This window comes from Pectobacterium punjabense, from assembly GCF_012427845.1.
In the GTDB taxonomy this organism is placed as follows: domain Bacteria; phylum Pseudomonadota; class Gammaproteobacteria; order Enterobacterales; family Enterobacteriaceae; genus Pectobacterium; species Pectobacterium punjabense.
Map to the genome: position 1 here is coordinate 4,324,230 of NZ_CP038498.1, position 23,254 is coordinate 4,347,483.

Annotated in this window: 19 protein-coding genes; 7 read left to right on the forward strand and 12 right to left on the reverse strand. The window is 51.9% G+C overall.

Features of this window, described 5'->3' with window-relative positions:
* Positions 1-5: 5 nt before the first annotated feature.
* The gene (locus E2566_RS19670) at positions 6-1,907 is read right to left on the reverse strand and encodes an IucA/IucC family protein (RefSeq protein ID WP_107168908.1); all 1,902 of its coding nucleotides are present in this window, start codon (positions 1,905-1,907) and stop codon (positions 6-8) included.
* Positions 1,908-2,157: 250 nt separating this feature from the next.
* On the opposite strand from E2566_RS19670, the gene E2566_RS19675 reads away from it, so the two are divergent.
* Positions 2,158-3,045, forward strand: coding sequence for an HpcH/HpaI aldolase/citrate lyase family protein (locus E2566_RS19675; protein ID WP_107168909.1), 888 nt, complete (start codon positions 2,158-2,160; stop codon positions 3,043-3,045).
* 68 nt (positions 3,046-3,113) lie between these two features.
* Here E2566_RS19675 and greB read toward each other — a convergent pair whose 3' ends face one another.
* From greB to E2566_RS19690, 3 genes are read right to left on the reverse strand one after another with little or no spacing between them, the layout of a single operon-like run.
* Complete coding sequence (greB, locus tag E2566_RS19680; RefSeq protein ID WP_107168910.1) at positions 3,114-3,593, reverse strand: transcription elongation factor GreB; 480 nt, start codon at positions 3,591-3,593, stop codon at positions 3,114-3,116.
* Positions 3,590-4,885 carry a type II toxin-antitoxin system HipA family toxin gene (locus E2566_RS19685; RefSeq protein ID WP_107168954.1) on the reverse strand — a complete coding sequence of 432 codons (1,296 nt, stop codon included), beginning with the start codon at positions 4,883-4,885 and terminating at the stop codon, positions 3,590-3,592. Before E2566_RS19685 ends, greB begins: the two co-directional genes overlap by 4 nt.
* On the reverse strand, positions 4,875-5,213 hold the full coding sequence (locus E2566_RS19690; protein ID WP_107168911.1) for a helix-turn-helix transcriptional regulator: 339 nt from the start codon (positions 5,211-5,213) through the stop codon (positions 4,875-4,877). Before E2566_RS19690 ends, E2566_RS19685 begins: the two co-directional genes overlap by 11 nt.
* 351 nt (positions 5,214-5,564) lie before the next feature.
* Between E2566_RS19690 and olsF the strand changes: the two genes are divergently transcribed.
* Both olsF and E2566_RS19700 read left to right on the forward strand, forming a co-directional pair.
* Positions 5,565-7,280, forward strand: a complete 1,716-nt coding sequence (gene olsF, locus E2566_RS19695) for a bifunctional ornithine lipid synthase OlsF (protein WP_107168912.1) — start codon at positions 5,565-5,567, stop codon at positions 7,278-7,280.
* Between the two features lie 332 nt (positions 7,281-7,612).
* Positions 7,613-9,280 carry a methyl-accepting chemotaxis protein gene (locus E2566_RS19700; protein ID WP_107168913.1) on the forward strand — a complete coding sequence of 556 codons (1,668 nt, stop codon included), beginning with the start codon at positions 7,613-7,615 and terminating at the stop codon, positions 9,278-9,280.
* Between the two features lie 94 nt (positions 9,281-9,374).
* Here the strand turns inward: E2566_RS19700 and E2566_RS19705 are convergent, their stop codons facing one another.
* A complete protein-coding gene (locus tag E2566_RS19705; RefSeq protein WP_107168914.1) occupies positions 9,375-10,658 on the reverse strand; it encodes a citrate synthase in 1,284 nt (427 codons plus the stop codon).
* Between the two features lie 317 nt (positions 10,659-10,975).
* Between E2566_RS19705 and E2566_RS19710 the strand changes: the two genes are divergently transcribed.
* The 4 genes from E2566_RS19710 (at position 10,976) to kduI (ending at position 16,638) form a co-directional block, all read left to right on the forward strand.
* Positions 10,976-13,309, forward strand: a complete 2,334-nt coding sequence (locus E2566_RS19710) for a Tex family protein (protein ID WP_107168915.1) — start codon at positions 10,976-10,978, stop codon at positions 13,307-13,309.
* Positions 13,310-13,711: 402 nt separating this feature from the next.
* On the forward strand, positions 13,712-14,500 hold the full coding sequence (locus E2566_RS19715) for an IclR family transcriptional regulator (RefSeq protein WP_107168916.1): 789 nt from the start codon (positions 13,712-13,714) through the stop codon (positions 14,498-14,500).
* 332 nt (positions 14,501-14,832) lie between these two features.
* The gene (kdgT, locus tag E2566_RS19720) at positions 14,833-15,789 is read left to right on the forward strand and encodes a 2-keto-3-deoxygluconate transporter (RefSeq protein ID WP_107168917.1); all 957 of its coding nucleotides are present in this window, start codon (positions 14,833-14,835) and stop codon (positions 15,787-15,789) included.
* 12 nt (positions 15,790-15,801) lie between these two features.
* Positions 15,802-16,638: a 5-dehydro-4-deoxy-D-glucuronate isomerase gene (gene kduI / locus E2566_RS19725; protein ID WP_107168918.1), complete on the forward strand. Its 837-nt coding sequence runs from the start codon at positions 15,802-15,804 to the stop codon at positions 16,636-16,638.
* Positions 16,639-16,705: 67 nt separating this feature from the next.
* On the opposite strand, the gene E2566_RS19730 is transcribed toward kduI, so the two are convergent.
* The 7 genes from E2566_RS19730 to E2566_RS19760 all read right to left on the reverse strand — a co-directional run bounded on the left by E2566_RS19730 (position 16,706) and on the right by E2566_RS19760 (position 23,228).
* Positions 16,706-17,248 (reverse strand): carbapenem biosynthesis protein CpmH, encoded by a 543-nt coding sequence (locus E2566_RS19730; protein ID WP_240618621.1) that lies wholly within the window; start codon positions 17,246-17,248, stop codon positions 16,706-16,708.
* Positions 17,249-17,256: 8 nt separating this feature from the next.
* The gene (locus tag E2566_RS19735) at positions 17,257-17,790 is read right to left on the reverse strand and encodes a carbapenem self-resistance protein CarG family protein (RefSeq protein ID WP_107168920.1); all 534 of its coding nucleotides are present in this window, start codon (positions 17,788-17,790) and stop codon (positions 17,257-17,259) included.
* Positions 17,780-18,661, reverse strand: coding sequence for an SUMF1/EgtB/PvdO family nonheme iron enzyme (locus E2566_RS19740; protein ID WP_107168921.1), 882 nt, complete (start codon positions 18,659-18,661; stop codon positions 17,780-17,782). Before E2566_RS19740 ends, E2566_RS19735 begins: the two co-directional genes overlap by 11 nt.
* A 219-nt stretch (positions 18,662-18,880) precedes the next feature.
* Positions 18,881-20,293: an FtsX-like permease family protein gene (locus E2566_RS19745; RefSeq protein WP_107168922.1), complete on the reverse strand. Its 1,413-nt coding sequence runs from the start codon at positions 20,291-20,293 to the stop codon at positions 18,881-18,883.
* A complete protein-coding gene (locus E2566_RS19750; protein ID WP_107168923.1) occupies positions 20,290-20,982 on the reverse strand; it encodes an ABC transporter ATP-binding protein in 693 nt (230 codons plus the stop codon). Before E2566_RS19750 ends, E2566_RS19745 begins: the two co-directional genes overlap by 4 nt.
* A gap of 8 nt (positions 20,983-20,990) precedes the next feature.
* Complete coding sequence (locus tag E2566_RS19755) at positions 20,991-21,470, reverse strand: hypothetical protein (protein WP_107168924.1); 480 nt, start codon at positions 21,468-21,470, stop codon at positions 20,991-20,993.
* A 12-nt stretch (positions 21,471-21,482) separates the two neighbouring features.
* Positions 21,483-23,228: an alkaline phosphatase gene (locus tag E2566_RS19760; protein ID WP_107168925.1), complete on the reverse strand. Its 1,746-nt coding sequence runs from the start codon at positions 23,226-23,228 to the stop codon at positions 21,483-21,485.
* Positions 23,229-23,254: the final 26 nt, after the last annotated feature.

The window sequence follows — 23,254 nt, forward strand, 5'->3', positions numbered from 1 at the left end:
ATACATCACGATCCGATGCGGGTTTCTTCCCCTTCCGCGAGGAAGGGATTGCTCAGACCATGCTGAATTCGGTAATCGCGGTATTCCTGAATGTGCATGCGCAGCAGCGAACGCGTATACCAGGGCTGGGTCAAAAACATGTCGCGTTCGGTCTGCCACAGATCGCCATCAACGCGCGACTTCACCGCGTCAAACGCCGCGGCGGTTTCTTCCTTCATCACCTGCCACAGCCGGGCATCGGCAAAGCCGTATTCCGCGCTGAGCGCCAGCGCCAGTTCGTGCAGGTGGCTGACAAAGCAGGCATCAACGACAAACATCCGCACGGGTTCGATATCGTCTTCAAACACCGTGGGCAGAATGCCGGGCCAGACGTAGGGTTGCAGATGATGCCCGCGCTGACGCAGCAGCGGTGCGTAGGTGCGCCCGTCGCCGAAATCACGGATTAATAGCCCTTGCGCGACACCTTCAGATGAAAAGAGGATCTGGCTGTTCTGCTGATGCGCTTCCAGCCCGATGCCGTACAGCAGATAGATAGCGATAACAGGACGAGTAACGGCGCGCACGTATTGGCGGAACCATGCCTCTGCGCCGAGCCCGGAAAGCGTAACCAGCTCGGTGAACAGTGGCTGGTCGCGGTGAGGCAGCGCCGTAAACAGTGTGGCGACGGTCACGGGCAGCGCGCCGTCAGCGCGTTCATAGGCGTGCGCATCGCGGAAAACGACAGAGAGGTGTTTGCCCGGCGCGTCATCCTGATGAACCGCGTGCTTGTAGTGGAAAGCGGCTTCTTCGCGGAAAAATTCCAATCGCTGTTCGAATCCCCCTTCCTGCACCAGAATCGCCTCGATAATGGCGCTGATGCGCGGCCCCATGTGGATCGATTTCGCCTGTAGACTACGCATTTCGCTGGTCATCCAGATGGCGACAGGCAGTTTGATGAAGGGGGAAGAAGGCGGTTCAACAGGCAAAACCGTACGAAACGACATGCCCGGAAGCGTGATGAGATCGGGGCCGTCGGTAAGCAGAATCCCTTCGGCGATCTCGTCCGCGTAGTGGGATTTCACCCAGTTTTCCAAATGCCAACTGTGGATGGGCAGCGGGAGCCATTGCGCCTCATCCAGCCCCTGTTGATTCAGGCGCTGCTTCCATTCCTGCCAGAGCGCCGGGAACGCTTGAGCAAACCACTGATGAAAATCATCGACATGTGGCATACATTCCACATACGCCATATCACGGCGTAGTGCGGTAATACGCAATGGTACACGGGCATTGAATTCGGGTGACAGCAGTTGGACGTCTTCGTCACTCAGGCCCGGACGAGATTTCCAGGTCGGGTAGTAGGGATGCCCTTCCAGCGATCCCCACTGATCGAGAAACATGGCGGCATCGCGAATACTTCGCTGCCGACGCAGCCATTGCGTGAAATATTCTTGCCCATCCTGTCGCATGGCCTCAGCCACCTCAGCACGCCATTGACACCGATAGCGCCGGGCATTCGTATCATTACGGATGCTGTTAGCCACATCTCTTTTCAAGCCATTAATGCCGCTTTCTTCAGGATGGAAATCAAAACTATCGCGGAATACATCAATCAACCGCTCGTGACCGTTGACGGGAAAAGATGTCCCATCTGAATGAATGAGAGAAATATTTCCATTATTAATATAGGTATTTGCCGGGGCTAGATAAATATCATCAAATTTCACCTCCCCTTTTCCATCTCGTAAAACAAGCGTTGCTGACCTGGAATTAACCCCATTTAAAATAAGGTCATTTCTATTCAAAATTCCTTCAGCAAAAAAGCAACGAATCAATCGCCTCAACGCATTTTTATTTGAATAATCAGAGAGAAAATCACCTGAAATCTGATGTATATCCTTGTGCTTAACTGCGTCTACCTTGATATTCATAACCACTCCTCATACCGATAAAACAAGTAATAATTAATTGCAGTAACGTATAAAAAGGTGTCATTAGGACTCGGGTTAACACATCCCGAAACATAATAAAAATGTCGTGATAGATAGATTGAAAAATAATGAACGGAAAGCTAGCATACCATTAACGTCAATGTAAATAGGTATCATTCTTATTCGCAATTAATTAGTTACATTTTAATAAAATTATCTTAAATCAATTAATTAACAGAAGGAGAGCAGCATGGAATACGCTAAGACCTATCTCTTCGTACCCGGTAATGCACCCCGTCGCTTTCAGCATGCTGTTAACTGCGGTGCCGATGCCGTGATATTTGATTTAGAAGATGCTGTTCATCCTGATGAAAAAAACCAAGCCCGAGAAAATATTATTCAGTGGTATGAAAAAGATACTGCCGTCTCTGATGTAAATTGCAAAAAATATATACGTTTAAATAAGTTTGGCTCAATAGCGTTTAGTGAAGACATCGAGTTCCTGAATAAGCTCAATAACAAAGAGGGATTAAGACGTAACGAAAAATTAAGAAATAAAGTAGTCAAGTGGGAAATTGTCTTACCTAAAATAGAGTCCGCAGAAATGCTGAATGAAGCGAGGGAAATGATAAATCGCAATAAAAATAAACTAGAAAATGTGAATATTATTGCGATTATTGAAACAGCACGGGGGTTGCATAACGTAGAGGAAATTTGCGCCGCAGGCATAGAAAGGGTCGCATTCGGTTCACTGGATTTTTCACTCGATATCCATTGCGATCAATCCCTATATGCTTTGCTGTATGCCAGAAGCCGTATTGTATTAGCTTCCAGATTGGCCGACTTGCCGCCGCCAATAGATTGCGTCAATCCCGACTTCACGCATCACGAGCGGGTGTTAGCTGACGCATTGCACGCACGCTCGCTCGGGTTCTCAGCCAAACTGTGTATCCATCCCTCGCAGATCGATGCCGTTCAGCAGGCTTTCGCGACAGATCACAGCAAAATAGACTGGGCAAAACAGGTGTTGAAAGCGGCCGAACATAGCTACGCTTTTCAGATAAACGGCGAGATGGTTGACTTACCCGTCATTGAGCAGGCCAGGCAACTATTGCGATCGCAAAATGCAGATGACTAAACCTGCTTCAGGCGACATCGCACTTTTCACGTCAGCGATAAATCCGCCCGGCGTAAGCTGGGCTACGCTTATGACTTAACGTAATCAATCGAATTAACGAACCACTCGCGCGGCCCCTCTGGCGTATTCACGGTGAACTCCTCATCAACCGCTTTTTTCAGCATCGCACGCGCCATCGGGGAGTCAATCGAGATATAGTCTTTATTATCACCGTAGATCTCGTCCGGGCCGACAATCCGCAAGCGCTTCACATCACCCTGCTCATTTTCGATCTCGACCCAGGCACCAAAAAATACGCTGCCGTCCTGCTGCGGTGAGTAATCGACAATTTTCAATTCCGTCAGACATTTTCTCAGGTAGCGCACACGGCGATCGATCTGGCGTAACAAACGCTTATTGTAGGTATAGTCCGCATTTTCTGAGCGATCCCCCAAGCTTGCTGCCCAGGAAACGATTTTGGTAATTTCCGGGCGCTTTACATTCCAGAGATGTTCATGCTCAGCCCGCAGTTTGTCATATCCCTCGCGGGTAATCAGATTGGTTTTCAAGTCAGTAACCCCGCTAGCGCTTTAGTGCGTACAACGTCCGGCGTACCTTCAAAAATAAAAGGGTTGAGAAACATACGGCCCCAAAACAGCTTGCGGTCCACTTCACTCAATACGACTTCATCACAGATGTCTTCCCAGCATGCACGCACCGTTTCTATCTGATGCATGATGATCTCAATAGCGTCAGCTTCACCCAACAGAAATTTAGGAGCGGCCTCCAGACAGAGGGAGAGATTACTCATCCTGTTTTCGCCAGTGATCAACATTGCCTGCGTCGCCTCATTACCCGCCCGATTCTGCGGACAGATATCATAGGCTGGTGTCAGCTTTAGAGCGCGACCATCCCAGAATGCCGCGTGATTTCGGGCATGATCGTCGGTGTTTCCGCAAATGATATTGAAGGTTAGACGGCCAAACAGCTCGCGCAGCGTCGCTTTCGGTTCGTCGAAGCGTTGCCGAATGATATCCGAGAATTCTTCGTAGCTCGCATATCTCGCCATCATTTCATCAAGGCCGAAAAGCGTCAGTGCAGAGACCATCAGCCTACGTTTCCAGCCATCTTCTACTTTCGTACGGTCAAAACGTTCTATCAGAATCACGTCCTTCCCCGCCGTCTGCCGAAAGTGCACCGGAGCCACATTTAAACCAACACTCGCAGCCAGTCGCATCGCAATGTATTCGGCCTTAACGACGTTGTAGGTATCCGTTGAGGATGAAAATTTTGCGATAAACTTATGGTTCTCATCTTCAATCATCGCTTTCGGCCGAGCCCCGCCCAACGAACTCCCATGGAAAAGTGCTTGTTCAAGCTCAGGCGTCAGCAAAGCCCCCTTTTCCACCATGGTTGCAGCCAGCATCAACTCTTCAAGAGAAGCATTTTGGGCTGAACGCGGGACATACTCTGTTGGCGATGCTTGAAAATCAAGCCCGCCAATTCTGTCTGAGCCTGACTCAAGCAGGTATGTCAGTTCATCCAGCATACCGCTATCCGCTCCCCTGCCTCTGGCCCCCATGAGTCGATTAAGGATAACCCGTCGCCCCCACGCGTCAGGTGCGGCATCGCGTAATGCACTCGCCTGCCATAGGCCCGCTGCTGGCGGGATAGCACCACGCATTAACGGCAGTTCAGGTTCATAGATAGGGATCGCGTCTTTTCGCTCCAGATAGTGACGACCATAATTGAAAATAAGTCGGTCGCCGTCCCGGCTCAATAAACCAGCCACAACGGGCTTCGTCGCATCAGGCAACCAGATCCACACGTAGGCTTTGCCGACAGCGTTATCAGAAGTCATCATTCACGATCTTTTTGGAATTATGTACAGCACGCGGTAGAAGAGAGAGTGTTTTCTCCGTGTTTGCAATATGAAGAGCCATTGCGGATTGATCTGCGGTAAAAAGAGGCACACCAACAAGGGTCGCCAACTCAAAAACCGCACCAATTGAGCATCCCATATCTCCTTCCTCCGCGCGATAGACCAGACCTCGTGATACGCCCGCTCGTTCAGCTAATTCTTCTACCGTCATATTACGTTCAATCCTCGCGCTGCGAAGCATCAACCCCAGTAAACGAGCGGCATCACGGCTGTAGCGAGAGTATGTTCGAGCAGAAGGTTTCGCCATCGCTATATTCCTGTTCCATTAATGGGGCATAACATATACCTAACACCTATTTATAGAACATGATGCGTCTATAATGAAGGAAACTCAAGACTACTGTTCTATTAATAGGTCATATTTTTAAACTATGCCTTATTAATGAAACACGCCTCCCCCTGCATTGAATAACAGCGGCAAAAACCTGTCCTAGCGCGCTTTTTCCACAGCTAATCGGCAGGCTGGGTTGGTAATAGCACGCAAAAATCACGCGTTCATTACACAGATTTACAATTTTGGCTAATAATCTATCAACAGACATAAATATGTCATTTCTATCCCGTACTTTTAGCCACGGAGAGCTACGGAGAACGATTTATGTTTAGCTTAGACGCCATTCTGCAAGATCTTGCCCCGCATCGCCATACGCCACCCTGGCAGAAAACGGTTTTGCGTTCTCTGCTATTTGAAAATGAAATGCAGCAATTTGCCCGGCGTTACCCGCATTTGAAAGGATTGGATCTGGTCGAACAGATTCTTGATTACTTCAACTTCAATTGTGAAATGGTCGAAGGGGACTTAGAAAATATCCCCAGTCAGGGGCCGGTGGTGCTGGTTGCCAACCACCCGATTGGGTCGCTGGACGGTCTGGCGCTACTACGCACCGTCGCCAGCGTCAGGCCCGATGTTCGCATCGTCGCCAGCCAACTCCTCTCTTATGTCGCCCCACTTAAAAATCTGTTTTTTTCCGTCGATAACTTCAATAACCGCACCAAACGCCAGCAAATCAGCGCCATCCAGCAGCATCTGGAAAGTGACGGCGCGATCATCGTGTTCCCGGCTGGTGAGGTTTCACGCGCCAGCCTGAAAGGGATTCGTGACGGCCACTGGCATAATGGCTTTATCCGCATGGCGAGCAAAGCCCGTGCGCCCGTGGTTCCGATTCATATCGGCGGACGTAACAGTGCGCTGTTCTATCTCTCTTCCATGGTTTATCGCCCGCTGTCCACCCTCCTGCTGGTCAGAGAAATGTTCGGCCAACGCGGACAAACACTCAAGCTGCGTATCGGTGCCAGAATTCCCTATACGTCCTGGAGCCAGGGCGAATGGAACGCCAACGATCTGGCAGCCCGCTTCCGGCGACACGTTTATCGATTGGGACAAGGAAAACCCGGCTGCTTTGCAGGTGAGAAGCCCATCGCGCTGGCCGAAGATCGTGTGCTGCTGAAACGTGCGCTGTCAGCGTGTGAAACGCTGGGCACCACGCCGGATGGCAAAGTGGTCTATCTGTATCGGCGCGGTGAAGAGGATTACGTACCGCTGTTGCGTGAACTCGGACGCCTGCGTGAAATCGCTTTCCGCGCCGTGGGCGAAGGCTCCGGCCAGCGCCGCGATCTGGACAGCTATGACGATGACTATATGCACCTGATCCTATGGGACGATCGCGAGCTAGAGATTGTCGGTGCTTATCGCTTTGTCTCAACGGCAAACCTGATCGCTGAAAAAGGGAAAAGCGGCCTCTATAGCCACAGCCTGTTCCAGTACGGCGACGAAATGGACCCAATACTGGCGTCAGGCATTGAACTGGGGCGCAGTTTTATTCAACCCAAATATTGGGGTAAACGCGGACTGGATTATCTCTGGCTGGGTATTGGTGCTTATCTGGCACGCTATCCAGAACACCGCTATCTATTTGGCCCGGTGTCACTTTCTGGCACGTTGCCGCCTCATGCACGCGATTTGCTGGTTGCGTTCTACCGCCTGCACTTCACGCCTGACCAGCCGCTGGCAACCTCGCGCCGACCTTATCCGGCATCGCTGCCTGACGTGCTGAAGCAGTTTGAAGGAACAGACTATCAGCAGGATCTCACACGGTTGAAAAGCATGCTCAGCAATATGGGGTGCGCCATTCCAACGCTCTACAAGCAGTATTCGGAGCTGTGTGAACCGGGAGGCGTGCGGTTTATCGACTTTGGCATCGATCCCGACTTCAATAACTGCATTGACGGCCTGGTGCTTGTCGACCTGCAACAGCTGAAAACATCACGCTATCAGCGCTATATCGCCCCTTTTGTCCACGATAAAGCCTCTTGATTGACCGGTGCGTTCGCCTCTGAAGGGCTAACGCACCACTTCTCCGTTCCTCCCGCATTCCCCACTCGGCAACATCAAAATAACCCGTATTTTGTCTCTCAGATCACACATTTCATACGAAATCCCTCTCGCCGTAATTTACGTGATCAACCGAACGCTTTTACTGCCGATATTAAAGATATTCTTATCTATAGGTTTTTAAATGCGGGAGTCGACGATGTATCCCGAAAATGAAAAACATGGCAATAAAACCCTGTCATTACTTGCATCAATTACGATAGCAAGCCCCCTCCTTTGTGCCTTCGTAGCATGTCAAAAAATTAAGGATGTTTATGAATATGCTGAACAGAATCAAACTCGGTAACATGCTGGGTATGGGATTTACTCTGGTTATCATCATCAGTTTGCTGGTCGCATTCTTCGGACGACTCCAGCTGGTTGGGCTGGGTAACGACATCAACCGGCTTTCCGGCACCACGTTAGCCAACATGCTACTCATTCAAGAGGTTAAAGCCGGTTTTGATGCCAATGCCCGTCTTATCCGCAATATTGCACTGAGCACCGACCCCGAGAAAATTCGGCAGGAAAAACAGTTTGTTGACGAACAAATCGCCCGCAACACCGCCAATCTGAAAAAACTCGGCCAACAGTTAGATACCGAAGGCACCAGCGCACTGTTGAAACAGTTTCAGGACACGCGTCCACCGTACCTTGCCGCTTTTTTAAAAGCCATGGAGCTGGTGCAATCCACCGACCCACAACAGCGCCAGCAGGGTAGCACCATTATTCTTAACGAGATGCAAACCGCGCAAAATGCGCTATTCAAAGTACTGGATGCGATGACAGCCTCACAACAGCAGGATACCAATGAGATTGTCAGCCGTGCGCAGAATAATGCGCAATCCGGCAGCGTTATCATGCTGATTCTCTCCCTTGCTGCCACCGCGATGGCCGCTGTCGTGGCATGGCTGATTACCCGTACATTGAAAAAACAGCTGGGCGGCGAGCCGCTGTACGCAACCCACGTTGCCCGGCAGGTAGCCGAGGGCGATCTGGCCGTCGACATCGATATAAAACCGGGTGACCACAGCAGCCTGTTAGCCACCATGCATCATATGAGTAATAGCTTGGGAAATATCGTCGAACAGGTACGACAAAGCAGTGAAGCGATTGCTTCTGGCTCCAGCCAGATCGCTGCTGGCAGTGAAAACCTTAGCCAACGTACAGAAGAGCAGGCTGCCAGTTTGCAGCAAACCGCCGCTTCGATGGAGCAAATGAGCCAGGCGATTCGTCAGAATGCGGATACCGTGCGTAACGCCACCCGCCTCGCCAGCCAAACCAGCGAAACGGCGACGAAGGGTGGTGAGGCCATTAGCGATATCGTTGTGACGATGAAAGAGATCTCCGCCAGTTCGCATAAAATTCGCGATATTATCAGCGTGATTGACGGTATCGCCTTCCAGACCAATATTCTGGCGTTGAATGCGGCCGTTGAAGCCGCCCGCGCTGGCGAACAGGGCCGCGGCTTTGCCGTCGTCGCCGGAGAAGTTCGTTCGCTGGCACAGCGCTCCGCCTCTGCCGCTAAGGAGATTGCGGTACTGATCAATACCAGCGTCGAAAAAGTCGAAGCAGGCAACCGTCTGGTCGAAGAAACGGGTAGCACCATTGATGAGCTGGTCAATCAGGCACGCAATGCCGCAACGTTAATCGGCGAGATTGGGACAACCACGCAAGAGCAGGAATCCGGCATTGCGCAAATTCATGATGCGGTTAACCAACTCGATCAGGTCACACAGCAGAACGCAACGCTGGTGGAAGAGTCTGCCAATGCAGCAACCAGCCTGCGCGAACAGTCTGCCCATCTGGTGACTCTCATGAACCATTTCCACCTGCGAGGCATGTCAGCAGCCCGTCCAACACCGGTGGCAAAGACAGCACAACCGGCTCGCTTAGCGCTAGCCCCTGTCGGTAACACGCAGGATAACTGGGAAAAATTCTAGCGTCTTTCTCCTGCCCCCAGATGCCACAACATCGGCATCTGGGGGCAATCGTACTAGCCCTTCCTTTGAGAAGCATTATTTCTTCTGAGAAACGCTATTTTTTCTGAGAAACATAGTCCCGGCGCGGCTGCCCAGTGTAAATTTGCCGCGGGCGATAAATGCTGATGTCCTTCTGTTTGTGCATTTCATCCCAATGCGCAATCCAACCGATCGTCCTGCCAACGGTAGAAATGACCGTAAACATTGATGGCGGCAGACCCATCGCTTTCAAAATGACCGACGTATAGAAATCGACGCTTGGATAGAGCTTATTCTCTAGAAAATAGGCATCGGTCATAGCGATATGTTCCAGCTCCATCGCCACCTGTAACAGGCTGTCTTCCGTACCTAACTCACCTAATACTTCGTAGCAGGTTTTACGCAGAATCGCCGCACGCGGATCGAAATGCTGGTAGACCGAGTTACCGAATCCCATCAGGCGGAATGAATCACAGCGGTCTTTCGCTCGCCGTACAAATTCAGGCACGCGATCGACCGTTTTAATCTCTTCCAGCATGCGCATACAGGCTTCATTCGCCCCGCCGTGCAGCGGACCCCACATCGATGCCAGCCCGGCGGCAATGCAGGCAAACGGATTCGCACCGGAAGAGCCAGACGCTCTAACCGCCATCGTAGACGGGCATTGACCGTGGTCAGCATGCAGAATCAGGATGCGGTTCATCGCCCGTTCCAACACCGGATTGACTTCATATTTTTCCGCCGGCACTGAAAACAACATGTGCAGGAAGTTGCCGGTATAGGAGAGGGAATTTCGCGGATAAACAGAAGGCTGCTCGATGGAGTATTTGTAGCACATCGCCGCCAGTGTCGGCATTTTTGACAGCAGTCGCACTGCCGCTAGCTCGCGGTGCTCCTCGTTATGAATATCGAGTACATCGTGATAGAACGCGGCCAACGCCCCTACCACCGCACACATCAGCGCCATCGGATGAGAGTCACGGCGAAAACCGCTGAACATCCGGGTAATTTGCTCATGAACCAGCGTATGCCGGGTAATGTTGTTGGCAAATTCCGCATAGGCCTCCGCAGAAGGCGCGTCGCCATGCAGCAGGATGTAACAGACTTCCGTAAAATCGCACTGCTCGGCAAGCTGTTCGACAGGGAAGCCCCGATGTAGCAATACGCTATTCATTGCATCAATATAGGTAATCGCCGACTCGCATCCTGCCGTATTGGCAAAGCCAGGATCATAACTGCATAGCCCGTGTTCACCGAGAGGGCGAATGTCCACCGCCTCTTTCCCCAGTACGCCGGAACGCATTTCCAGCGCAATACTCGCCTGCCCTTCTGCCGTCAACGTGGACGTTCTGACTGTCATGAACCTTTCTCCTGCCCGAATAATGATGTTGTTCCTTCAGCTCTCACGGGCTTTGGATAGGTCATCCCGTGCTACACGTCCTGATCAAAACAACACTCAATTTACAAAGAAACAAGCCAACGTATTTCATACGCTAAAATCGTGGGTGGGTTGCAAGAATCTGACGGAATATTGATTTAGGTAAAGATTGTTGCGCTGAACAGCGCGAGATCGCCCACGCTTTCCAGATGGCAGCGGCTGGCATTTTGCACGCTCAATCCGTATAACTGTCCTCACTTGTTTATTCCACTCATTTGATGACGACTGATATCAGACCCATGAATGATTCATTAAGCCATATTATCGCCAGCGAATTGCAGGCGCGCACGGAGCAGGTAGACGCCGCAGTCCGCCTGCTGGACGAAGGAAATACCGTCCCTTTTATCGCCCGTTACCGTAAAGAAGTGACCGGCGGACTGGATGACACTCAACTGCGCCAGCTCGAAACACGCCTCGGTTACCTGCGTGAACTGGAAGACCGGCGCCAGACTATTCTGAAATCCATCGATGAGCAGGGAAAGTTAACCGCGCAGCTCGCCACCGCCATTAACGGCACGCTGAGTAAAACCGAGCTGGAAGATCTCTATCTGCCGTATAAACCTAAGCGCCGCACCCGCGGACAAATCGCGATTGAAGCCGGTCTGGAACCGTTGGCCGATAGCCTATGGCAAGACCCAAGCCAGGAGCCGGAGCTGACGGCACAGGCTTATGTCGATGCCGAGAAAGGCGTAGCGGACGTGAAAGCCGCATTGGACGGCGCGCGTTACATCCTGATGGAGCGCTTTGCCGAAGACGCGACGCTACTGGCGAAAGTGCGTCACTATCTGTGGAAAAACGCCCATCTGGTTTCCCGCGTCGTGGAAGGGAAAGAGGAAGACGGCGCGAAGTTCCGCGACTATTTCGATCATCACGAACCGATCGCTCAGGTGCCTTCACACCGCGCACTGGCGATGTTCCGTGGCCGTAACGAAGGCGTGCTGCAACTGGCGCTGAACGCCGATCCGCAGCACGAAGAAGCGCCGCGTGAGAGCTACTGCGAACAGATTATTATCGACCACTTGAACCTGCGGCTAGGCAATGCAGCGGCAGACAGCTGGCGTCGCGCCGTCATTAGCTGGACGTGGCGCATCAAAGTGCTGCTACATCTTGAGACCGAGCTCATGGGCAGCGTGCGTGAGAAAGCGGAAGACGAAGCCATCAACGTCTTCGCCCGCAACATGCACGACCTGCTGATGGCCGCTCCGGCGGGTATGCGTGCCACGATGGGTCTCGATCCCGGCTTGCGTACTGGCGTAAAAGTCGCGGTGGTGGATGCCACTGGCAAGCTGGTCGCGACCGATACGATTTATCCGCACACCGGTCAGGCAGGGAAAGCCGCGCCAATAATCGCCGCGCTGTGCCGTAAACATCAGGTTGAGCTGGTGGCGATTGGCAACGGCACCGCCTCGCGTGAAACCGAGCGTTTCTTCCTCGATACGCAGAAACAGTTCCCAGAGATCAACGCGCAGAAAGTGATCGTCAGTGAAGCCGGTGCGTCGGTGTACTCCGCGTCCGAGCTGGCCGCGCTGGAATTCCCCGATCTGGATGTGTCGCTGCGCGGTGCCGTGTCTATCGCTCGTCGTTTGCAGGACCCGCTGGCAGAACTGGTGAAGATCGACCCGAAATCCATCGGTGTAGGCCAGTATCAGCATGACGTAAGCCAGAGCCAACTCGCGAAAAAACTGGATGCGGTGGTCGAAGACTGCGTAAACGCCGTCGGCGTTGATCTCAATACCGCCTCCGTTGCACTGCTGACACGTGTCGCAGGGCTGACACGTATGATGGCGCAAAATATTGTGACCTGGCGTGATGAGAATGGCCGCTTCCACAACCGCGAGCAGTTGCTGAAAGTCAGCCGTCTGGGGCCAAAAGCCTTTGAGCAATGCGCGGGCTTCCTGCGTATCAATCACGGCAATAACCCACTGGATGCCTCCACCGTTCACCCGGAAGCCTATCCTGTCGTAGAACGCATTCTGGCCGCAACCGAGCAGGCGTTGCAGGCGCTAATGGGGAATCCAAACGCGCTACGTAACCTGAAACCGTCGGATTTCACCGATGAACGTTTCGGCGTGCCGACGGTGACTGACATCATTAAAGAGCTGGAAAAACCAGGTCGCGATCCGCGCCCTGAGTTTAAAACCGCCAGCTTCGCCGACGGTGTAGAAACCTTAAACGATCTGCTACCGGGCATGATTCTGGAAGGCGCAGTCACCAACGTCACCAACTTTGGCGCGTTTGTGGATATCGGCGTCCATCAGGACGGCTTGGTACATATTTCATCGCTGGCCGACCATTTCGTCGACGATCCACACAAAGTGGTGAAAGCAGGCGATATCGTGAAAGTGAAAGTGATGGAGGTGGATCTGCAACGTAAGCGCATCGCACTGACGATGCGGCTTGATGAGCAGCCGGGTGAGACGTCATCGCGCCGTGGCGGTGGCAATGCCCGCACTGATAACACGACCTCACCGCGTCAGCCAGCAGGTAAATCACGCCCCCGTCCAGCAAGTGCACCTGCTACAGGTAATAGCGCGATGGGTGATGCGCTGGCCGCCGCCTTTAAAAAGCGTTAATCACCGTTCTTCTATTATTTAAAAATCCCTGACCTTGTGAAAATAGGGTCAGGGATCAGACCGTTGACAAACCTATTTGCCGAATGAAAACGGGAGTAACGGAATAGAAGAGTAAAGCGTTTGCGCCAGGGATGGCGCAAGCCGAGCGCACAAGGACGTGTTTACAGCGTCTTTACGATCTATCCGTTACCCCGCTCTGCGGACTTTGTCAGCAACCTCAGGGATTTTTCTCTTTCCCGCCAAAATACCGCTATTTTGTTTCCCTAATAAAACTACGTTTCATTTATATTGAAATATTCAACCTATTTGAGATTAATTTGTGATCTGTATCTAGGTAAATAAATTACCGTTGCGTTATTATTGTTCTATATAGGAAACCAAAGTTTTATATATAGAACAACTATGAATATATTCCAACAGCTCGAACACAGTAAAGCGCCAGCAGCCGTCCGTTTAGTGATGGTTCTTGACTACATCGCCAAACGCGACGAAGCCAGCTTCACTGAGATTTGTACGGATTTGTCTATCCCCAAAAGCAGCGTACATCATCTACTGGAAGTGCTGGTGGTCACACAGCTATTACGTCAGCGCGCCGACGGACGTTATGTTCTGGGGTTGAGACTATTTGAGCTGGGTGGTCTGGTAATAAAGAATATTGACCTGCGTAAAGATACAATTAACTTTATGCATGAGCTGGTCAAAGAGACGGAATTGACCTGCCATCTTGGTATTCTGGACGGCGACAATGGTTTCTTCCTGAGTAAAGTGGAATCACCCAAGGCTATTGTAAAAACATCTTGGGAAGGTAAGAAAATTATTTTTAACCGCATGTCTCTGGGAAAAGTACTCGTGGCCTGGCTACCACAGGAAAGAATTGAATCACTAATTGCCAATTGCACCTTTGAATATTTAACGCCCCGGACGATCACCAATAAATCTGATTTCCTACAGCACCTGAAAATCGTCAAAGAACAGGGCTGGGCCATAGATGACGGTGAAGATATAGAAGAAATTTGCTGTATGGCCGCGCCGATTTTTAATCAGGATGGCGAAGTCATTGCGGCTATTGGCGTTAACGGCATGCAATCGCAATATGCGAATGGAAAAAAAGAGAAGCATTTGGCAAGCCTGATTAAAACCAGCAAAGCGATTACCGCTCATATTAACAGTCGGAATATTGATATCAGATAATTTATTTCTCAAAAACAGCCACAATAAATTTTAATGAGTGACGTATTGAACGTCATTCAGTAATCGTCATGACATAAAAACCCGCAAGCGTGAATTACGCATTATGGGAAGGCAACCTATACCCTAAATAATAGCCAAGAGCATCAATATCAAAATAACGAAGAGTATTCATTATCAATTTTATAATAAGGACAACCATCTTCAATAATTAATGAAATCGGGTAATAACCCCTTGGGTTTTATTCCACCCTATTTATGATTTTATACCAATACTCCATCTGCTTTCACTGAAAGCGGGCTGAATATCTTTTTATTTTTAAATGAGGTCTTTTATGAAAATCAAACAAGCCATTGATAAAATCCCAGGGGGATTAATGCTGGTGCCGCTCTTTTTGGGCGCACTCTGTAATACCTTTACGCCCGGTGCGGGGAAATATTTAGGGTCTTTCAGTAACGGCCTGATTACCGGCACGATCCCTATTCTGGCGGTCTGGTTTTTCTGCATGGGCGCGTCCATTGAACTTAAAGCGACGGGAACGATGTTGAAAAAGTCAGGTGTTCTGGTGATAACCAAACTCGCCACCGCCTGGGTTGTCGCGATGATCGCAGGCACGTTCCTGCCGGGGGACGGCATCCAAAACGGCTTGCTGGCCGGGATCTCCGTGTTGGCACTGGTCGCGGCAATGGACATGACAAACGGTGGTTTGTATGCCGCATTGATGAACCAATATGGTTCGAAAGAAGAAGCGGGCGCGTTTGTGCTGATGTCTCTGGAATCCGGCCCGTTAATGACTATGGTTATTCTGGGTGCCAGCGGTATCGCGACCTTTGAACCTCAGCTATTTGTCGGTGCCGTCCTGCCTTTCCTGATTGGCTTTACGCTAGGTAACCTGGACCCTGATCTGAGAAAACTGTTTGGTAACTCAGTACAAACTCTGATTCCTTTCTTCGCTTTTGCGTTGGGTAATACCATTAATTTAGCGGTAATCCTCCAAACAGGCTTCGCAGGGATCTTCCTCGGCGTATTGGTGATTATCGTTACCGGCATTCCATTGATTCTCGCCGATAAATTTATCGGCGGCGGTAATGGAACCGCTGGCGTGGCCGCATCCAGCAGCGCAGGTGCCGCCGTCGCCACTCCCCTTCTGATCGCGAATATGGCACCAGAGTTCGCGCCGGTCGCGCAACAGGCAACAGCGTTAGTCGCCACCAGCGTCATCGTGACGTCAGTATTGGTGCCCATCATTACGGCATTATGGGCAAAACGCTTTTCACCTAAACACGCATAAGAAGGTAGCAAAATGGACGTAAGACAAAGTGTACACAGTGAGCATGCGAAAACGCTTGATACCACCGAGCTGAGAAAGAAATTTCTCATTGAGAAGATATTTACGCCAAACCACTACACCATGACTTACAGCCACATCGACCGTATTGTTGTGGGCGGGATCATGCCGGTGGATGGCGAGATAACGTTTGATGACGGCATCGGCAAACAGTTTGGCGTGAATTATTTTCTTGAGCGGCGCGAACTGGGGCTGATCAATATCGGCGGCCCGGCAGAAATCGTCATCGACGGCACAAGCTATCAGGTTGGCAACGAGGAGGCGCTCTATGTCGGCAAGGGAGCCAAGGCCTTAGCCTTTAGTAGCCTCGACAAGACTAAACCGGCAAAACTGTATTATAACAGCGCCCCCGCGCATGCCGTTTACCCGACACGTATCATCACGCAGGATGACGCGATAAAAGCGCCGTTGGGAGACGTCACGACCTGCAACAAACGGACGATTTGCAAATATCTGGTGCCGGAAGTGGTAGAAACCTGTCAACTGAGCATGGGATTAACGCGTCTGGCAGAAGGCAGCAACTGGAATTCAATGCCAACGCATACCCATGAACGCAGAATGGAGGTTTACTTCTATTTTGATATGGCGGAAGACACCATTATTTTCCATATGATGGGTGAACCGCATGAAACGCGTCATCTGGTGATGCATAACGAACAGGCGGTGATCTCCCCCAGTTGGTCGATTCACACCGGTGTCGGCACCAAAAACTACGCCTTTATCTGGGGCATGATCGGCGAAAATCTGACGTTTGACGATATGGATCATATCGCGATGTTGGATTTACGCTAATCCCTTCCGGCGTGATGCCACAAGAGTAAAAAAACAGGGTGAACCACGTTCACCCTGTTTTTTAGCATCAATAATCCAGTTCTACTGGCACAGGGTAATCCTGCAATTTCGCCGCTCCGCCTAACGCTTCACGAAGGGTGGCCGAATAGCGCGTGGTTCCTACGCCACCAACAAGATTATCCAGCTCGCTAAAGGCAAAACGTAGCGCCCGGTTATGCGCCCAGTTCTCCAGTGGCGTTAAACGATAAGTGAAATACACCACCGCCAGTTCCTGAGTCACGCGATCGACTTTCTCAATGCGCTCCACCTGCATCCTGCCGTAACACAAGTCACCGTACTGACGCCAGTTTTTATCCCCTATGGGCGATAAACGGTATACCGTGCTGGTTCCTTCCGGCGTGGCATAAGCCAGACCCGCATCGACCAACGCGTGCAAACGCCCAATGTTCCAAGGTGCGTCACCTTTAGGGCTATGCACCGGCCACTGTTTCTCGCCCAGACACAAAGGCGATCCTGCATCAAAAAAATCCTGTACCCGCTGCTGATAATCCCGCTCGCTAAGCTGTGCCAACGCCCCGAAAGGCAAAAGTAGTCCTGCTGCGATTAACATCGGCGTTTTCATTTTGCTAGCATTGCCTCATCGACTTCCTTGTAGGCCTCATCGACGGATTGGTAGGCATTTTGCGTTACCACACGCTTGCGTTCTGACCATTCATACAACGGTACACCCGGATCGTCCTGCGACGAGTTGAAACCGTAAATCGTCAAAATCACTTTTGCAGGATCAAAGGCGTTTTCCCCTTCCTTCCTCGCCGATACCAGAAAGTAGCGACCTCCAGACAGGAACAGTTGGTTATCCTGTACCAGAAAATCAGCAGCGGCGGACAGCCGATAATCAAACCAGGTAAATGTATTACTGTTGGCAACTGGCATAATGCTGTGTCCGCCATCCGGCCGTTGTATAAAGAAAGTCAGCCCGAGATGAGGATGCGAGGTATTGTTGTCAAACTGCGCCACGACAACATAGTCTTGCCCACCGTCCTGATTCAGATCCAATCGGTTAATGCCGTCTTTCAGCACCACGGGAGACAGTGCAGCGGCAGCGCTGCTGATGGCGCAGAGCACCACCCCACCAACGAATTTATTTATCACCACGCGTCCTTACCAATCGAAAACCGATATCCGGCATGAAAAAACCGGGCGTATGCAGATCGCAGCTTGCCAGGCTATGCACCTGTTCCAGATAACTTCCGCCGCAAAAGTAGAACATCGTTTTGCCGCCTTCTACCGCATAGGGCTCATTCAACCACTCAGAGACATTGCCACTCATGTCGTAAAGACCCAGTGAATTGGGGCGCTTCGATGCCACTGGCACCGTTCCAAACAACGGCTTTTCCGAAGGAAAATGCGCCACGCGCTCCGGCTGTTCGCTGCCTGCATAGCGAGCGCCGTAAGTGGCATCCGCAAGTCCCTTCTTACCGCCTCTGGCCGCTATTTGCCATTCCGCCAACGTCGGCAAGCGGTAACCTGATGCCTGCGGATTCTCACGCATCAACTTGTCGTTATCGTCTTCTGGAGCACGCTTCAGCGTCTTACCGTCAATAGTGAGGTAACGAGGTTGCAGTTGCTGCCGCTCGCTGAGTGCATTGGCAAAAATCACCGCATCCCACCATGAAACATTGGTCACGGGGTGTTGCCCACCATCCTGCTCAGGTGGCAAACAATCTTCAAACGTCGCGCCATTGCAGCCGCCACTCAGCTGATAACCGTGTGCGTCCGCCCAATCTTGCAGTGCATGGTACTGCTGATAGGTGATTTCTGTTTGCGTCATGGAAAAAGAGGTGATCGACGTGTTGGCATGGGCCGCATAGTCTTCTGGGCCAAAGACAGAACCCACATAAAAATTGCCGCCGTCGACGTTAATTTCCGCCATCCCGTTCACCTTAGCTTCCATGACGGGTAGCGCTGCGGCATGCGATAGCACTAAGCACAGCCCTGAAAAGATAAAACCGTTCTTTAACATAACAATCCGTGTTGACCGTACTGAGGAGGGAACATCATTTATTTATTCGCCGCCGAAGTATATGCCTCTGCCTACGGTTTGAGCTAGCCGTAGAATAGACTTTTCATCGTCTTAGCGGTTCAAGCGAGGGGGCTGTAGAGGGGAGAAAAAACAGCATCGGGTGCCAAAACAACGCGCCCGATGCCAACACAGCTTAGCTTAGCGAATGAGTCAACGCACTTATTCCCCTCGCAGCGCCGTTGCGGGAGACTGCCGGTAAGACAGCATCGCTGGGATCGTGAGGACAACAGCGGCAACCAGCAACAGGAGCAGGACGAAGTGGATATCTTCCCATTCCAACGTCACTGGCAGCACGAAGCCGCTTTTTTCGCTCATGACTACCGCAATCGCACGTGCCGCAAGGTAGCCAAGACCGACACCCAGCAACACGCCGACGCCCACCAGCGACATCAATCCGCTCCAAATCAGCGTAAAAATGCCGTAGCGCGGCGCGCCAAACGCCCGGAGTGCACCGATCTGTTTCTGCCGCTGACGCAGGTGGATAACTGCCACCATCGCCACAGCCACGCCGACTAATCCCTGTGTCCCCAGCGAGATATAGGTCAGCAGTTCGCGTATATCACCCAGCATCGAGTACAACTTCACCAGCACTTCACCGGGGAACACCGCCAGCGTCGTGTTGCTGCGATACAGCGAACGCAGTTGATAAGCCCCTGCAATTGTTTTTGGTTTCACAACAATCGCAGGCAGCCCCGCCTGATGTTTGTGCTCGTGCGCCTCTTCTTCGCCGTGCTCGTCAGCATGTGCTGCCGTAGCAGGGTTCGCGGCCTCAGCAGGGTGGTCACGGCTTCCCGAACCTTCCGCAGAATGAGCTTCATCGTGATCTTCATCAGCATGCGCCTCATCTTCCGTGTGCGCAGCGTCATCATGCCCATGTTCACCTTCATGTTCATGTTCATGTTCATGTGCGCCATGGTCGTGGCCATCGTGGTGTGCATCATCCGCATCATGCGGTGGATGGATTCCATGTACCCGCCATACCGCGTTCACCGGAACCAGAATCGCTTTATCCCACGCGCTGCCGTCAGCAGGCAACACACCGACAACGGTGTAGGTGACGTCATCGTGCGCGTGCGCGCCTTCTGTTCCCACCTGACCATGAATCGGGCTGAACGTACTCCCCACCGTCAGCCCGGTTTGCGCGCCGACCACAGCTTCAAAACCATCGTTGAAGAGACGTCCGGCGGTGAGCTGTCGCTTGCCGTTATCCGTCACCAGCGGCGGCGTGGTGCCGATAATCGGCATCCCTTGATAAAAATCACCAAACGCGACCGGAGCCGTCCACGCCACCAGTGGATTCTTCTCCAGATCGGTCAGCACCTGCGCGGGAATCAACGTTAGCGCAGACGGTTGCAAAAATACGGATGACAGCACGAGCTGTGTTTCGCTTCCCGGCGCACCAATCACCAAATCAAAACGATCGGCAGCCTTGGCGCTGCCCATACGTAATGCTCTTTCCTGCAAACTCACCGAAATACTTAATGCTGTCGCCACCGCGATCAGCAACACCACGACCAGCACACCCGGCCATAGCCGACGCCAGTCGACCCAGATAAGACGCCATGGAATCATGCACGATCCTCCTGATAGGGCTTGTCCGCCACAAGGCGTCCTTTTTCCAGTTGAATACAGCGCGACATCTGGGAAGCCAGACGCGCATCGTGCGTAATGGCGATAAGCGTTGCGCGACTTTCGCGCGCCAGCGTCACCAGCAAGTCAGCAATCTGCTCACCGCTCTGTGCATCCAAACTGGCCGTTGGCTCATCGGCGACGATGATGTCTGGGTTGCTGAGCAAGGCTCTTGCTACCGCCACCCGCTGCTTCTCGCCACGTGATAACACCTCAACCGGGCGTTTTCCCGTATCCAGCCCGACCTGTGCCAGCAAATCTGCCGCCCGTTGCCTGAGCGACGTGGGTATCCGCCAGTGATGAAACTGTGCGGGTAGTAAGACGTTCTCTATCGCATTCAGACCGGGAAAAAGGTGGAAATCCTGCATCACCAGTCCGATATGCTTTGCCCGCCAACGGTCACGTTCTGCTTCATTCAACTGCCAAATGTCCTGCTTTTCCCACTGCACCTGACCCGTTCCACTGTGATCCATGCCAGTGATGGCATTCACCAACGTGGTTTTACCGGAGCCAGAAGGCCCCATCACCGCCACTCGTTCGCCAGAACGAATCGACAGTGCGGGAATATCCAGCACGGCCTCAGACGTATCGGGGAAGGTCACACTCAGGTGTTGAATCAATAACTCAGCCATCAGCGCTCCTAAAGGGTATCGAACGTCGCTTCACGCAGTCGCAGCAGGCTGACAAAACCCGTTTCGGGATCGGTCCACGATCCGTGCTCCAACACGCCTTCTACTTCAATCATGGTGTTGTTCTGTACGAAGGTCTGACGTTTGGCGAGATAGACCACAACGATATCTTCGGGCCAGTCCGCATCAGACGAACAGAAGGGGCACAGCGCCATCGGCATTTTAGTTAAAACAAAGAATTGTGACTCCGCCTTGAGCGGCGGTGCCATGAAGCCGTGCATCTTTACCCGTTTGCCGGAAAGTGCTTTGACGTCATTGGAGAATTCAAGACCCAGCACGCCGTAAGAGGCATACAGCTTATCGAAGGAGAGTTCAGACTGCGCGGCGTTCACGGGTGCGATGCCACCAAGGAGCAGCAACACCAACACCGCACGCAGCCAAGAGAATAAAAGCGGGGTTACCCCCGCTTTGCTGCATTTCGCATTATTCATAGCGTCGTAGGATTACTTTTTGTCTTGCGGTTTTACCGCCAGTGCATCAACAATCACGCGGAACAGATCGGTGTTTTCCATGTAGCCACGGATACGTTCTGCACCTGGGCCACTCGCCTGAATCACCATATCGTCAACGGCATGAACACCTGTGTCGGAAGAGCGTGGCAGAATCCCTTCACGGAATACCGCACCCGGCACTTTCTCATAGGCTTTGTTGGCAACGTACTCATCTTTTTCGTTCTTGATAGCAGGCACGAACTGGCCATCCAGCTTCGGACGGAATGTTTCGTAATAGTCAGGGTAGTTGTTGAAGAATACCGCCAGACGTTTGGAAACGTTCAGATCATCCGGGTAGCCGTCTTTGTTGGCGTCTTTATAGTTCGGATAGCCAGCGTCTTCATACACGCCGACTTTCTCACGCATCTCGGTGCCTGGTTTGCTGTCATCGACCGTACCGATAATAGACAGACCGTGAGTATGGTCACCCGTTACGATGATCATCGTGTCTGGGTTCTTCTCCACGAACTTCTTGGCGATCGCGACAGACTGATCCAGCATGATGGTGTTCGTAAACGCACGTTCCCAATCCAATGGGTGAGAGGCTTTGTCGATCAGCGCGGATTCCACCATCAGGAAGAAGCCATCTTGGTTTTTGGACAGCACATCCAGCGCCGCCTGCGTCATTTCAGTCAGGTCAGGCTGATTAGGGAATTTCTTGGCCACGTCATTTTTCAGGAAACGACGATCCATCACGCCGTCCATATTACCGGTGTGGAACAGCCCCAGCAGCTTGGTAGCCTGTGACGCGTTTTTCTTCAGAGAATCCGCATCGGTAACCAGTGAGTAACCCGCCTGCTGGAATTTCTCAACGTAGTTGGTTTCGTCTTTACGCTTTGATCCCGGCGTGCTTTTCGGCAGGAAGTAGGCTGAACCGCCGCCCAGCATGACTGTCGGCTGCACGTTGTAGAACATCTCGACGATTTCAGCTTTATCCGCACGGCGGCGAGTGTGGGAAACCACCGCGGCTGGCGTCGCATCCTGAAGTTCAGCATCACTGACGACGCCAACAGACATTTTGGTAGAACGAGTCAGCAGTTCACCCAGCGTTTCCTGCTTTGGGTGATCCAGTGAATTTTTGCTACGGCTGACGTACACACCCAGCGCATTCACACCGGATTTGTGGCCGGTCATGTAAGCACTCATGGTGTTGGCGCTGTCGGCCGCGATGGAGTCAGTACTGGAAGTACCGCCAAACGCCATATATTGCAGATCATCAATCGCCAGACGACCGTCTGCTTTCCCTTCCGTCACGCCTTTCGACAGGATGCGTGCGCCGGTGCGGTGTGCGACGGACAGGCCATCGCCGATGAACAGAATCACGTTTTTGGCTTTACGCGTACCGGACGCGGAATAAACGTCCCAGCTCACCTGTGTTTTTTTGCCTTTTGCTTCCGCTTCTACCACATACTTGCCTGCTTCTGGCAGGTTCACGTCTCGCAGCCAGATCGTAGAGGCGTTGCCGCCGTCTTCACGCTCAACAAACGAGGCCGTTTTGCCCAGCACCTGCTGGTAATCTTTGCCGTTGATCAGAATGCGAATATCTTCCGGCTTGAGTACTTCATCAAACTCGACTTTAAAATCGAATTTTCCGCCTGCCAGCATCGTGGCGCGGTCAATGGGATAAATGGCCTGAGCCTGCACCATTCCTGGCAGTGCAGCAGAAATCAGTAAAGGCAGTAACCAGCGAGCTTTCATTGTTATGTCCTTGGTTGCGTAGTTTA